We start from the raw sequence: 11,947 nt of genomic DNA, 5'->3' as shown, positions 1-11,947 counted from the left end.
GCCTTGTCGCCGAAGCGGCGGAACAGCGTCCCCTTGCCGACCCCGGCCGCCGTGGCGACAAGGCGGGCCTGGCCGTCGCGCTGCTGGACGCCCGGGAGCGCGATCTGCAGGAGGCGGTCCTGAGCGGTCCGGCGCCGCTCGGGCCGGGGGCCGCGCCCGCGGACCGGATCGAGGCGTTCGTCCTCGCCTACCTCGACTACCTGCTGAAACACCTGCCCCTGGTGCGGATGTCGGAGACGGCGTCCCCGGGCGCCCGGTACCGGATCGGGGCGTACCGGTTCTGGCACCTGCACCTGGCGCTCCTGCTGGACGGCGACCCGGACCCAGAGGCCGCCGCGCACGGCCTCCTCGCCGCCCTCAGCGCCGAGCACGTCTCCGCCCTGCTCCCGGACCTGGGCGAGGAACGCCTGCGCGCGTCCCTGGTCCGCCTGGCCGGAGCGGTGGCCGGGGTCAGCGCGTCCGGCGGCGGTAGTACGCGACCGTGACGACGGCCAGGAGCGGCCCCCAGGCCACCAGCGGCGCGTAGCTCGCGGTGAGCAGGTTCAGCTGCCACTGGTGGGCGAAGGTCTGGCGGAACTCGTCCGTGGGGTGCGAGAAGAAGACCCCGAACGCGCAGATCCACGTCACGGCGGCGGCCCCGAGCGCCGCCGGCACGACCGCCGCGAGCGTGGGGATCTCGCGTCCGCCGATCCGGGGCACCCAGCGCGGCACCCGCTCGCCCCAGGTGCTGACCAGGCCCACGGTCAGGAACGCCAGCCCCTCGCTGACCACCGACAGCAGGATCATGTAGGCCCACTGCGGGAACCAGGCCGGCACACCGCCGTTCATGGGGCCCGACGTGGTCGGATGCTCGGCGATCGGCAGATCGAACAGGCCGAACGCCAGCCGCCACAGGCAGGAGGGCAGGACGACCCAGGCCGCGGCGTGCGCGGCGATCATGATCGGGCGCGACACCCCCTCGGCGGGACGCCCGTGGATGCGGGCGTACGCGGCGGCGATCCGGCCCCTTCGGCCGGACCTCCCCGGCTGGCGGGTGCGGCGGGGGCTGCGGGGCTGGGCGATCTGGGACACGGTTCCTCTCCCATGGTCCGGCGGTTGCGTCGTCCTCACCCTCCGCCCGGGCCCCACCGCCCCACCTCCCCCGTGATCACCATCCACCTCCCCCGGAGGTCGCATTCCGGCCGTCCGGCGGGGCACGCCCTTGACGGCCGGAGCATAATGAACATACGTTCATGAACACGCGTTCATCGGGAGGGCACATGACCGGGCAGATCGTGAACACCGCGCAGGCCGAGGCGTGGAACGGCGGCGAAGGCGCGCACTGGGCGGCCAACCACGACCGCTACGACCGGCTGAACGGCGCCCTCAACGAGTACCTGCTCGAACACGTCCGGGCGGACGACGACGTGCTCGACATCGGCTGCGGCAACGGCCAGCTCACCCGGCTCGCCGCCGGACGCGCCGCGAGCGCGCTCGGGGTGGACCTGTCCGCGCCGATGCTCGCGCGGGCGCGCGAACGCGCCGAGGCCGAGGGCGTGGCGAACGTCCGCTTCGAGCAGGGCGACGCCCAGGTCTTCCCGTTCGAGCCCGCGTCCGCCGACATCGCGGTGAGCCGGTTCGGGGTGATGTTCTTCGCCGATCCGGTCGCCGCGTTCGCCAACATCGGCGGTGCCCTCCGGCCCGGCGGACGGCTCGCGTTCGCCTGCATGACCTCCCTGGCCGGCACGGACATGGGCGCGCTCCTGGCCGCGACCATGGGCGCGCTCGGCACCGGGCAGCCCCCGACCGGCCGGGACGGCACCGGCCCGACCTCGTTCGCCGACCCGGAGCACACCGAGGGCGTCCTGGCGAAGGCGGGCTACACCGGCATCGGCATCCGCCGGGTCGAGGGCCCGCAGTACTGGGGACGGGACGCGGCGGACGCGGCCGGCTTCTTCTGCGGCTGGGGCCCGATCGTGCACGCGTTCAAGCAGGCCGGGCCCGAGGCGGTGGCCGCGGCCAAGGACGCCGTCCGGCGCGAGATGTCCCGCTTCGAGGGCCCCGAGGGGGTGCGGACGCGCGGCACGGCCTGGCTGGTGACCGCGCACTACGATGGGCGGTGATGTCCCCGAGAACAGCGGCGGCGGTGCGGGACGGCGACCGCAGCCTGCGCGACCACCTGGTGGCCACGGCCGAACGCCTGATCGCCGAGCGCGGCATGGCTGACCTCACGGTCCGCGCGATCGCCCGCTCCGCCGGAGTCGCCGACGGTGTCCTCTACAACCACTTCGCCGACAAGGACGAGCTGCTCACGGAGGGCTGGTGGGCGCGGGTGCGCGCCATCGAGCGCGGCCTCCCGGCGCTGCCCGTGGCCGGAGAGGACGCCCTCGCGGACGGCGTGCGCGCCCACTTCGAGTACGGCCTGGCCTTCCACCGGGCCGTGATGCCCGCGCTGTCCGGCCTGCTCGGACGGCCCGACTTCCTCGCCCGCCTGGCCGCCACGCACGCCCCGGGCGACACCTGGCGCGACCGGCTGCTCGCCTGGCTCGCCGCCGAGCGCGACCTCGGCCGCGTCGCGGCGTCGGCCCCGCTCGGAGCCGTCGCCGCGATGATGGTCGGGGTGTGCCACGAGACCGTGCTGAACTACCTGCTGCGCGGGCTCCCCGGGACGCCGGAGGCGCCGTCCCGCGCCTGGCTGGACGACCTGGTCAAGGCCGTCCTCCCGGCCCTGACCGCCCCCGGCGCCTGACCGCCCGGCGAGCGCGCACGCCCGGCGGGTCGTCTAGTAGGACATCGCCATCGCCTTCCGGACCTCGGCCAGCGTGGCGTCGGCGATCTCGTTCGCGCGCGCGTTGCCCGCCGCGAGGACGGACCGCAGCTGGGCGGGGTCGGCGGCGAACTCGGCGCGCCGCTCCCGGATCGGCCGCAGGAACTCGTTGACCGACTCGGTGACGACGCGCTTGAGCTCGGCCGCGCCGCGGTCGCCGATCTCCGCCGCCACCTCCTGCGGCGTCCGGCCCAGCGCGAGCGCGGCGAGCAACACCAGGTTCGAGACCTCCGGACGCGTCTCCGGCGCGTACGCGATGGTCCGGTCCGCGTCGGTCTTGGCTCGCTTGACCAGGCGCGCGACCTCGTCGGCCGTGGAGGAGAGCGCGATCGCGTTGCCGCGCGACTTGCTCATCTTCTGGCCGTCGGTGCCGAGCAGCAGCGGGGCGTCCGACAGCAGGCACTCGGGCACCGGGAAGACGTCGCCGTAACGCTCGTTGAAGCGGCGCGCGACGGTCCGGGTGACCTCCAGGTGCGGGACCTGGTCGCGGCCGACCGGAACCAGGTCGGCCTTGCAGAACAGGATGTCGGCGGCCTGGTGGACGGGGTAGGTGAACATCAGCCCGCTCACCGCGTCCTGCCGGGAGTGCCGGATCTCGTCCTTGACGGTCGGGTTGCGGCTCAGCTCCGGCACCGAGACCAGCGACAGGAACGGCAGGAAGAGCTGGTTCAGCGCCGGGACGGCCGAGTGCGCGAAGACCGTGGCGGTGGCGGGGTCGATCCCGACGGCGAGGTAGTCGGCGACCAGGCCGAGGACGTTCTCCTCCAGTCGCTCGGCCACATCCCGGTCGGTGAGCACCTGGTAGTCGGGAATGATCACGAAGACCTCGACGCCCGCGCGCTGCAGCCGGACGCGGTTCTGCAGCGTGCCGAAGTAGTGGCCGAGGTGGAGCGGCCCGGTCGGGCGGTCGCCGGTGAGGACGCGGTGCCGCGCCGCGTCCCGGGCGACGAGGTCGGTGAGTTCGGGGGCGGTGAGGGTCATGCCCTGCTCCTTCGGGTCGGTGCCGAGATCGGGGTCTCAGGGGCGACCGCCCGGAAAAGGAGAAGGCCGCCCGGTGTGCGGACGGCCTGCGCGTATGCCTGGTCAGCCGTCCGAGGACGGCCACCAGCCAAGACACACGCTGAGATGCATGGCCTCACTGTACCCCGGCCCGACGGGTCGCCGCCCGGTCCGCGCGACACCCGCGGGCCGGAGATGCGGACCCATAACAGATAATCCGCAACAGAACTACACTGGCGGCATGACCTCTCTCGCGCCCGCCTCCCATGTCTCCGAAGACGTCTCCTACCTGTTCGACCACAACGGACTCGTCCTGAAGTCCCGCATGTCGGCCGCGCTGGCGGAGATCGGCCTCACGCCGCGCATGCACTGCGTCCTCGTGCACGCCCTGGAGGAGGAGCGCACCCAGAACCAGCTCGCCGAGATCGGCGACATGGACAAGACCACGATGGTCGTCACCGTGGACGCCCTGGAGCGGGCGGGCCTGGCCGAGCGCCGCCCGTCCTCCCGCGACCGCCGCGCCCGCGTGATCGCGGTCACCGAGGAGGGCGCGAAGGTCGCCGCGAAGAGCCAGGAGATCGTGGACTCGGTGCACGGCGAGGTCCTCGGCGCACTGCCCGAGGACGAGCGGGCGGTCTTCCTGCGCGCGATGCACCGGCTGGCCACCGGCCTGCTCGCCGAGCCGGTCGCGTCCGCCGCCACCCGCCGGACCCGCGAGCGCGCGCTCTAACCGGCGTCCTCCCCGCCGGTGGCGAAGGCGCCGGCGGACGCGGCGAGGACGGCCGTCCTCGCCGCCCGGTCGGGCAGGTCCGGGTCGGGCGGCGTCCGGAGCAGCACGAGCTGGTGGTAGACCGGGGCGGTGGCGGCCACGAGGAGCCGGCGCGCGTCCGTCCCCGGCGGGATCTCGCCGCGCTCGACGGCCCGCGCGACGATCACCTCGCAGCGGGCGTAGCGGTCCTCCCACAGGGCCCGGACGCCGCGCGCGGCCTCGTCCGAGCGGAAGGACGCGGCGATCAGCGCGGAGACGAGCGGCGGCTGCGCGGTCAGGGCCGTCTGGCTCTCGTGGTTCAGTGCCGCGAGGTCACCCTGGAGCGTGCCGGTGTCGGCCGGCTGCCAGTCGTCGTCGCTCGCGGCGGCGAAGACGTCGGCGAGCAGGCCGCCCACGTCGCGCCAGCGCCGGTAGACCGTGGCGCGGTGCACGCCCGCGCGGGCCGCGACGCCGTCGATCGTCAGCTCGTCGTACCCGCGCTCGGCGAGTTCGGCCTGGACGGCGTCGAGCACCTGCTTGCGGACTCTGCCCGTCCGGCCGCCCGGCCGGCGGCGCGGCGCGACGCCTTCGGGAGGGTGCTCTTCGTCGCCGGTTTGCTCGCTGCTCGTGGCCATGCCAGCATCTTAATGCATCACTTGTCGCATTAATGGAGTGCCCATGACCGCCCAGACACCCCTCCCCACCGACCCGGACGTCCTGCACCCGATGCCCGGGCAGCCCCGGGTGGTCCTGCTCCGGCCGCTGGTGACGTCCCCGCTGATCGAGGTCGGCGAGTACTCCTACTACGACGACCCGGACGACGCGACCGCCTTCGAGACCCGCAACGTCCTGTACCACTACGGGCCGGAGAGGCTGGTCATCGGCAGGTTCTGCGCGCTGGCCACCGGCGTCCGGTTCATCATGAACGGCGCGAACCACCGGATGGACGGCCCGTCCACCTTCCCGTTCCCGACCATGGGCGGCGCGTGGGCGGAGCACTTCGACCTGCTCACCGGCCTGCCGAACCGCGGGGACACCGTGGTCGGCAACGACGTCTGGCTCGGCAACGGCGCGACGGTCATGCCGGGCGTGCGCATCGGGCACGGCGCGATCGTGGCGTCCGGGGCGGTCGTCACGTCCGACGTGCCGGACTACGGCGTCGTCGGCGGCAACCCGGCCCGGCTCATCCGGACCCGCTTCTCCCCCGAGGACGTCGCCCGCCTGCTGGACCTGGCCTGGTGGGACTGGCCGGTCGAGCACATCACCGCCCACATCCGGACGATCATGTCGGGCTCCGTCGCCGACCTGGAGGCCGCCGCCCCGGCCCGCCCCTGACACTTGTCCAGGTCCGGAACGTCTAGATCGGAAACATATAGTCCGCAACGGAACTATCTGTTAATGTCTCTTCCGTCGCGCCGTCCGGCGCGGCCGGGCCCGGCGTCGCGCCGGGCCGCCGACTGCGGCGGAGGAGAAGTCTGTGGGAAGCGTTCGATCGCGGGCCCTGGCGCTGGCCGTGCTGTGCGCCGGGCCCCTGATGATCATTCTGGACGGGTCGATCGTCACGGTGGCGCTGCCCGCGATGCAGCGCGGGCTGGGGCTCGGCGACGCCGGGCTCACCTGGGTCGTCAACGGCTATGTGATCGCGTTCGGCGGGTTGCTGCTGCTGGCCGGCAGGCTCGGCGACCTGCTCGGACGGCGCGCCGTCTTCGTCGCCGGGATCACGGTCTTCACGGTCGCCTCGCTGGCCTGCGGGGCCGCCACCACCCCGGAGGTGCTGATCACGGCGCGGTTCGTCCAGGGCGTCGGCGGCGCGCTCACCTCGGCGGTCGCGCTCGGCATGATCACCACGCTGTTCACCGCGCCCGCCGAGCGGACCCGCGCGCTCTCGGCGTTCGCGTTCACCGGCGCGGTCGGGGCGTCGCTCGGCCAGGTGCTCGGCGGCGTGCTCACCGACGCGCTGAACTGGCACTGGATCTTCCTGATCAACCTGCCGCTCGGCCTGGCCACGGCGGTCGCGGCCCTGCGCTACCTGCCGTCCGACCGGGGCATCGGGTTCGCGGCGGGCGCGGACGTGCTCGGCGGGCTGCTGGTGACGGCCGGGAGCATGCTCGCCGTCTACACGATCGTCCAGACCGAGCAGCACGGCTGGGGGGCGCGCACGCTCGGCCTCGCGGCCGGGGCGCTGGCGCTGCTCGCCGGCTTCGTCGCCCGGCAGGCCACCGCGTCCGTCCCGCTGATGCCGCTGCGCGTGCTCCGCGACCGGAACGTGTGGGGCGCCAACCTCATCCAGCTCGTCGTCCTGGCCGCGCTGTTCAGCTTCCAGGTCATGGTGGCCCTCTACATGCAGAACGTGCTGCGCTACAACGCCTCCGAGACCGGACTCGCGATGCTGCCGGCCGCCGTCGCGATCGCCGTCGTGTCGCTCTTCGTCGCGGCGCGGCTGATCGACCGGCTCGGCGCGCGGACGGTCCTGGTCACCGGGCTCGTCCTGCTGCTGGCCGCGCGGCTGCTGCTCACCCGCGTCCCGGTGGACGGCCACTTCGCCGTGGACCTGCTGCCGCTGATGCTGCTGTCGGGCGGCTTCGGCCTCGTGATGCCCTCGCTCACCGGGCTCGGCATGTCCGGCGCGAAGCCCGAGGACGCCGGAGTGGTGTCGGGCGTCTTCAACACCACGCAGCAGATCGGCGCGGCGCTCGGCGTCGCCGCCCTGGCCGCCGTCGCCGCCGCGAACACCGACGGACCGTCGCGGGAGGCCCTCACGCACGGCTACCACGTGGCCTTCTGGGCGGGAGCCGGGCTGCTGGGCATCGGGATCGTGCTCTCGCTGACCGTCCTGCGGCGGATGCCCGCCGCCCCCGCGCCGGAGCCCGTCCCCGCGGACACCCCGGCCGCCGAAGCCGCCGGCATCTAGCACCCGAACTCGAATCCGAACCCGAGAACGCGAAGGAACCCCGCGATGACCTCCTATGGCCCCGGACAGGGACCCGGCCCCGTCGGACTCTCGGACCGCGAAGCGTCCGACCTGATCGCCGCCGGCACGTTCGGCACCCTCGCCACCGTCAAGCGCAGCGGACACCCGCACATGTCCACGGTCGTCTTCGCCTGGGACGAGGCCGGGCGGACCATCCGCGTCTCGACGACCGCCGACCGGGTGAAGGTCAGGCAGCTTCGGAACGACCCGCGGGCGGCGCTGCACGTGTCCAGCGACGACCACATGTCGTTCGCCGTGGCGGAGGGGAACGCGGAGCTGTCCGAGGTCGCTTCCGAGGCTGGGGACGCGGTCTCACGCGAGCTGCTCGCCATGATGGGCGGCTTCCCGGACCCCGCCGACGAGGCCGCGTTCCTGGAGCAGATGGTCAAGGACCGCCGCGTCGTCATCCGGCTCCGCGTCGACCGCCTCTACGGCACCTCGCTCGGCAGGTAGTAGAACCCCGGCGGGTCGTGCATGAGGAAGTCGCGGTGCGAGATGTTCCAGCCGTAGGCGCCCGCCATGCCGAAGGCCACGATGTCCCCGACGCCGATCCCGGCGACGGGGACGTCGCGCGCGAAGACGTCCTTGGGAGTGCAGAGCTGCCCGACCAGCGTGATCTCCGCGTCGTGCGCGGACGGCCGGGCGGCCGAGACCCCCGCCGGAGCCGGCAGGACGGTGAACGGCTGGTCGTGCTGCTTGGTCACCGGGGTGCGCAGGTGCATGGTGCCCCCGCGGAGGACGGCGTACCAGCGTCCGTGGGCGCGCTTCACGTCCAGGACCTCGGTGACGTACCAGCCGCAGTAGGCGGTGACGGCCCGTCCCGGCTCGATCCGCAGGGTCTCCCCCGGACGGGCGAGCTTCGCGATCTCGCGTCCGTAGGACTCCCAGTCGAACGTCTCGTCCGGTGAGGCGTAGTCGACGGCCATGCCGCCGCCCAGGTTGAACTCGGGACCCTCGACCCCAGCCTTCTCCGCCCACGGCCGCGCCCAGTCCAGGATCTCCCGCGACTGGGCGAGGACGTCCGGGACGTCCAGGCCGGAGGCGAGGTGCGCGTGGACGCCCCGCAGCCGCAGCCACGGCGCGGACGCCAGGACCGCGTGGCACTCCTCGATCACCTCCGGGTCCATCCCGAACGGGCCGGACATCGCGAGCGCCACGCCCTCCCGCTCCCCCGCCAGGTTCACCCGCAGCAGCACGTCCGCCGGGCGGCGTCCGGCGGCCAGCCGGGCCAGCTCGTACGGCGACTCCACATGGATCCGCTCGGCCGGAAGGCCGAGCTCGGAGTCGGTCTTGCCGGGGCCGCCGAACGCGAGCCGCGCCTCCGGCAGGACGTCCCTGACGTGCCGCAACTCACCCCCGGACGCCACCTCGAACCCGTCCACGTGCGGGGCGAGCGTCCGCAGGACCGGCGCGTCCGGATTGGCCTTCGCCGCGTAGAGGATCTCGATCGGCACCGCGTCCCGGATGCGCCGGGCGTGCGCGTCGAGGGCGGCCAGGTCGTACACGAACGCGGGCAGCCGGGGGGACTCCCCCATCCAGGCCCGCAGCCGGTCGGAAAACACGTCGCCATTCTGGCCCGCCAGGAGGATGATCGCCGGGCTACACCCGAAATGCCCGTTGAAGGGGATGGCATGGAACAGATCAGGCTCGGATCGACGGGACTGCGGGTCTCGCGGATCTGCCTGGGGATGATGAGCTACGGCGAACCGGCGAACCGGTCGTGGATCCTGGAGGAGGACCAGGCCGAGCCGATCGTGCGGCGCGCGGTGGAGAGCGGGGTCACCTTCTTCGACACCGCCGACATGTACTCGAACGGTCGGTCCGAGGAGGTCACCGGCAGCCTGCTGGCCAAGCTGTTCGGCCGCCGCGAGGACTACGTCCTCGCCACCAAGGTCTACTACCCGACCGGCCCCGGGCCCAACGACGGCGGCCTCGGACGCAAGCACCTCATGGCGTCCATCGACGGCTCGCTCCGCCGCCTCGGCACCGACCACGTGGACCTCTACCAGATCCACCGCTGGGACGACCAGACGCCGATCGAGGAGACGATGCAGGCGCTGCACGACATCGTCCAGGCGGGCAAGGCCCGCTACCTCGGCGCGTCCAGCATGTTCGCCTGGCAGTTCGCCAAGGCGCAGCACTGCGCGCCGACCCGCTTCGTCTCGATGCAGAACCACTACAACCTGCTCTACCGCGAGGAGGAGCGGGAGATGATCCCGCTCTGCCAGGACCAGGGCGTCGGCGTCCTGCCGTACAGCCCGCTGGCGCGCGGCGTGCTGGCCCGGCAGGGCGAGACGACCCGGCTCGACGGCGACCCGGTCGCGAAGCAGTTCTACGACGAGTCGGACCTGGAGGTGGTCCGGGCCGTCCGGGAGGTCGCGGCCGAGCGGGACGTCGCCCCGGCGCAGGTCGCGCTCGCGTGGCTCATGAGCCGGGAGGCCGTCACCGCCCCGATCGTCGGCGCCACCAAGATCAAGCACGTGGACGACGCCGTCGCCGCCGTCGATCTGGAGCTCACCGAGGACGAGATCAGGCGGCTGGAGGAGCCCTACAGGCCCCACGGCGTCATCGGCCACACGTAGCCGCCAGGCCCTCGATGGCGGGCCTTGGGAACGGCGAACGCCGGTCCGGGGATCGGGTCCTGGACCGGCGCGTCTGCGGGTTCGTGAAGGGGTGCGGCGGAGCTAGAAGGGCGGGAGCGCCCAGAGGAGGGCCGGGATGACGATCGCCATCGGAATGGCGACGGTCGCGGCCAGCCGGACGCGGCGGGGCTGCGGCTCGGGCCGGAGCAGCCGGTTCACCCGGGCGAGGACCGGGATGTCGTCGGCCGCGGCGACGCCGAGCGTGCCGGACGGGGCGGGCCCCGGGCGGGCGGCCGCGAACCGCAGCAGCGCCGTCGCCAGCTCCTTCGCGGGGCGGTGACGGCGGGCACGGTCGTCGGCGGCCATCTCGATCAGCAGCTCGACCGCGTCCAGACATCGTCCGACGAGGCCGATCTGCGGGAACACCTGGCGCAGCGAGTAGAACGGCAGCAGCACCAGGTCGTGCCGCTCGCGCGCGTGCGCGCGCTCGTGCGCGAGGACGGCGGCGAGCTCCCGGTCGTCGAGCAGCGCCAGCGTCCCGGCGCTCACCACGACCTTGGACGAGCGGACGCCCGGAACGCAGTAGGCGGCCGCTCCCGGATGGTCGAGGACCAGCGCGTCGGGGGCGGCCGAGTCGCCGCGCGCGACCAGCGCGAGCAGCGCGCGGTGCCGGCGGCGGGCCCGCACCACCCGGAACACCGCGGTGGCGAGCATCGTGAGCAGCACGAAGGTGAGGGCGACGGCGGCCAGCAGCGCGGCCATGTGCACCGCGTCGAGCCGTCCGGCGTTGTCGCGGGCCATGCCCGGGACCCCGTGCACGATGCCGCGCCGGTACGGGAGCAGGGCCACGCTCAGCAGCGCGCCGATCGTGGCGATGCCCCAGCCGAGCCCGAGCGCCTGCCACAGGCCGATCGCGATGCGGGGGGTGTGCCACGTCCACCGGGCCTTCGACAGCCCGTGCGCGCCGAGAACGGTCGCGAGCGCGACCGCCGCGAGCAGGGCCGTGCCGATCATGCGGGTGGCTCCTGGGTGACGTCGGCGAGGGCCTGGCGGATGATGTCGATCTCGTCCTGCGTGACCGAACGGACGAAGTGCGCCAGCGCCGCGTCGCGGTCGCCGGTCTCGTTGAGCGCGCCCAGCATGAGCTCGGTCACGTATCCCTCCCTGCTCGCAACAGGACGGTACCGCCACGCGCGACCGTCCCGCTCACGATCAAGGAATCCCTTCTTGGCCAGGCGGTCCAGCACGGTCATGACCGTGGTGTGCGCCAGGTCGCGCTGGTCGGCCAGCGCGCGGCTCACGTCGCGGGCGGTGGCGGGGGCCACGCCCGCCTCCTCGCGCGCCCAGCAGACCTCCATGACGGTGCGTTCAAGCTCTCCCAGACCCTTCACGGCATCCACTGTAAGCGACGGTGAAAAAGATCACCACGCCGGGTAGTACTACCAACCCAAGTACTACGACGCGTAGTACTACATTCGGTCGGTATGAGCACCCCCGGCATCGCCTTCGGACTGATCCTGGCCGCCCTCTCGGCCTACCTGCTGTTCGGCGGCGCCGACTTCGGGGCCGGGCTCTGGCACCTGCTGTCCCGCGACCGCCCCGGCGACCGGCGGGTCGTCGAGCGCGCCATGGGAGCGCTCTGGGGCGTCCACCACGCCTGGCTCGCCCTCGTGCTGGTGATGGCCTGGTCGGCGTTCCCGCCGATCTTCGAGGACGTCGTGGCCGCGCACTGGATCCCGCTGTCGCTCGCCGCCCTCGGCCTCGTCGCGCGCGGCGCGGCCTGGAGCCGTCACGCCGTCGTAGGTGGCGACGAAGGGCGCCTTCACGACACCGGCCTCCTC

General features: G+C 73.3%; 15 protein-coding genes. 9 read left to right on the top strand and 6 right to left on the bottom strand.

Features of this window, described 5'->3' with window-relative positions:
* Window positions 1-485, top strand: a 485-nt coding sequence (locus AB0J52_RS12355) for a hypothetical protein (RefSeq protein WP_500181655.1), incomplete at its 5' end; no start/stop codon positions are given.
* On the opposite strand, the gene AB0J52_RS12350 is transcribed toward AB0J52_RS12355, so the two are convergent.
* On the bottom strand, window positions 451-1,071 hold the full coding sequence (locus tag AB0J52_RS12350) for a hypothetical protein (protein WP_500181654.1): 621 nt from the start codon (window positions 1,069-1,071) through the stop codon (window positions 451-453). The two genes, AB0J52_RS12355 and AB0J52_RS12350, sit on opposite strands and share 35 nt — an antisense overlap.
* A 161-nt stretch (window positions 1,072-1,232) precedes the next feature.
* Here AB0J52_RS12350 and AB0J52_RS12345 point away from each other — a divergent pair, with 161 nt between their 5' ends.
* Both AB0J52_RS12345 and AB0J52_RS12340 read left to right on the top strand, forming a co-directional pair.
* Entirely contained in the window at window positions 1,233-2,102 is an 870-nt protein-coding gene (locus AB0J52_RS12345; protein ID WP_500181653.1) for a class I SAM-dependent methyltransferase, read from the top strand.
* Window positions 2,102-2,728: a TetR/AcrR family transcriptional regulator gene (locus tag AB0J52_RS12340; RefSeq protein ID WP_500181652.1), complete on the top strand. Its 627-nt coding sequence runs from the start codon at window positions 2,102-2,104 to the stop codon at window positions 2,726-2,728. The genes AB0J52_RS12345 and AB0J52_RS12340 overlap by 1 nt, the downstream gene beginning before the upstream one ends.
* A gap of 33 nt (window positions 2,729-2,761) precedes the next feature.
* On the opposite strand, the gene trpS is transcribed toward AB0J52_RS12340, so the two are convergent.
* Window positions 2,762-3,787 carry a tryptophan--tRNA ligase gene (trpS, locus tag AB0J52_RS12335; protein WP_500181651.1) on the bottom strand — a complete coding sequence of 342 codons (1,026 nt, stop codon included), beginning with the start codon at window positions 3,785-3,787 and terminating at the stop codon, window positions 2,762-2,764.
* A gap of 259 nt (window positions 3,788-4,046) precedes the next feature.
* On the opposite strand from trpS, the gene AB0J52_RS12330 reads away from it, so the two are divergent.
* A complete protein-coding gene (locus tag AB0J52_RS12330) occupies window positions 4,047-4,535 on the top strand; it encodes a MarR family winged helix-turn-helix transcriptional regulator (protein WP_500181650.1) in 489 nt (162 codons plus the stop codon).
* On the opposite strand, the gene AB0J52_RS12325 is transcribed toward AB0J52_RS12330, so the two are convergent.
* A complete protein-coding gene (locus AB0J52_RS12325; protein WP_500181649.1) occupies window positions 4,532-5,188 on the bottom strand; it encodes a TetR/AcrR family transcriptional regulator in 657 nt (218 codons plus the stop codon). The genes AB0J52_RS12330 and AB0J52_RS12325 overlap by 4 nt on opposite strands.
* Window positions 5,189-5,231: 43 nt before the next feature.
* Between AB0J52_RS12325 and AB0J52_RS12320 the strand changes: the two genes are divergently transcribed.
* From AB0J52_RS12320 to AB0J52_RS12310, 3 genes are all read left to right on the top strand, one after another.
* On the top strand, window positions 5,232-5,888 hold the full coding sequence (locus tag AB0J52_RS12320; RefSeq protein WP_500181648.1) for a CatB-related O-acetyltransferase: 657 nt from the start codon (window positions 5,232-5,234) through the stop codon (window positions 5,886-5,888).
* Window positions 5,889-6,030: 142 nt separating this feature from the next.
* The gene (locus AB0J52_RS12315; protein WP_500181647.1) at window positions 6,031-7,464 is read left to right on the top strand and encodes an MFS transporter; all 1,434 of its coding nucleotides are present in this window, start codon (window positions 6,031-6,033) and stop codon (window positions 7,462-7,464) included.
* 45 nt (window positions 7,465-7,509) lie between these two features.
* Window positions 7,510-7,977, top strand: coding sequence for a PPOX class F420-dependent oxidoreductase (locus AB0J52_RS12310; RefSeq protein WP_500181646.1), 468 nt, complete (start codon window positions 7,510-7,512; stop codon window positions 7,975-7,977).
* Here the strand turns inward: AB0J52_RS12310 and AB0J52_RS12305 are convergent.
* Entirely contained in the window at window positions 7,953-9,086 is a 1,134-nt protein-coding gene (locus AB0J52_RS12305) for a type III PLP-dependent enzyme (RefSeq protein WP_500181645.1), read from the bottom strand. The genes AB0J52_RS12310 and AB0J52_RS12305 overlap by 25 nt on opposite strands.
* A gap of 69 nt (window positions 9,087-9,155) precedes the next feature.
* On the opposite strand from AB0J52_RS12305, the gene AB0J52_RS12300 reads away from it, so the two are divergent.
* Entirely contained in the window at window positions 9,156-10,106 is a 951-nt protein-coding gene (locus tag AB0J52_RS12300; RefSeq protein WP_500181644.1) for an aldo/keto reductase, read from the top strand.
* Between the two features lie 102 nt (window positions 10,107-10,208).
* On the opposite strand, the gene AB0J52_RS12295 is transcribed toward AB0J52_RS12300, so the two are convergent.
* Window positions 10,209-11,120 carry a M56 family metallopeptidase gene (locus tag AB0J52_RS12295; RefSeq protein ID WP_500181643.1) on the bottom strand — a complete coding sequence of 304 codons (912 nt, stop codon included), beginning with the start codon at window positions 11,118-11,120 and terminating at the stop codon, window positions 10,209-10,211.
* Complete coding sequence (locus AB0J52_RS12290) at window positions 11,117-11,497, bottom strand: BlaI/MecI/CopY family transcriptional regulator (RefSeq protein ID WP_117356486.1); 381 nt, start codon at window positions 11,495-11,497, stop codon at window positions 11,117-11,119. Before AB0J52_RS12290 ends, AB0J52_RS12295 begins: the two co-directional genes overlap by 4 nt.
* A 93-nt stretch (window positions 11,498-11,590) precedes the next feature.
* Between AB0J52_RS12290 and AB0J52_RS12285 the strand changes: the two genes are divergently transcribed.
* The coding region (locus tag AB0J52_RS12285; protein ID WP_500181642.1) for a cytochrome d ubiquinol oxidase subunit II at window positions 11,591-11,947 on the top strand (357 nt) is incomplete at its 3' end.

This window comes from Spirillospora sp. NPDC049652, from assembly GCF_040675125.1.
Lineage (GTDB): Bacteria > Actinomycetota > Actinomycetes > Streptosporangiales > Streptosporangiaceae > Spirillospora.
The sequence above is the reverse complement of the archived record's forward strand: the minus strand, read 5'-3'. Positions and strand labels throughout refer to the sequence as shown.

What these genes read in the sequence shown, in the direction of transcription:
- AB0J52_RS12340 (WP_500181652.1), top strand. Translation starts at nt 2,102, where the DNA reads ATGTCCCCGAGAACAGCGGCGGCGGTGCGGGACGGCGACCGCAGCCTG.
- AB0J52_RS12320 (WP_500181648.1), top strand. Translation starts at nt 5,232, where the DNA reads ATGACCGCCCAGACACCCCTCCCCACCGACCCGGACGTCCTGCACCCG.
- trpS (WP_500181651.1), bottom strand. Translation starts at nt 3,787, where the DNA reads ATGACCCTCACCGCCCCCGAACTCACCGACCTCGTCGCCCGGGACGCG.
- AB0J52_RS12330 (WP_500181650.1), top strand. Translation starts at nt 4,047, where the DNA reads ATGACCTCTCTCGCGCCCGCCTCCCATGTCTCCGAAGACGTCTCCTAC.
- AB0J52_RS12310 (WP_500181646.1), top strand. Translation starts at nt 7,510, where the DNA reads ATGACCTCCTATGGCCCCGGACAGGGACCCGGCCCCGTCGGACTCTCG.
- AB0J52_RS12325 (WP_500181649.1), bottom strand. Translation starts at nt 5,188, where the DNA reads ATGGCCACGAGCAGCGAGCAAACCGGCGACGAAGAGCACCCTCCCGAA.
- AB0J52_RS12345 (WP_500181653.1), top strand. Translation starts at nt 1,233, where the DNA reads ATGAACACGCGTTCATCGGGAGGGCACATGACCGGGCAGATCGTGAAC.
- AB0J52_RS12295 (WP_500181643.1), bottom strand. Translation starts at nt 11,120, where the DNA reads ATGATCGGCACGGCCCTGCTCGCGGCGGTCGCGCTCGCGACCGTTCTC.
- AB0J52_RS12300 (WP_500181644.1), top strand. Translation starts at nt 9,156, where the DNA reads ATGGAACAGATCAGGCTCGGATCGACGGGACTGCGGGTCTCGCGGATC.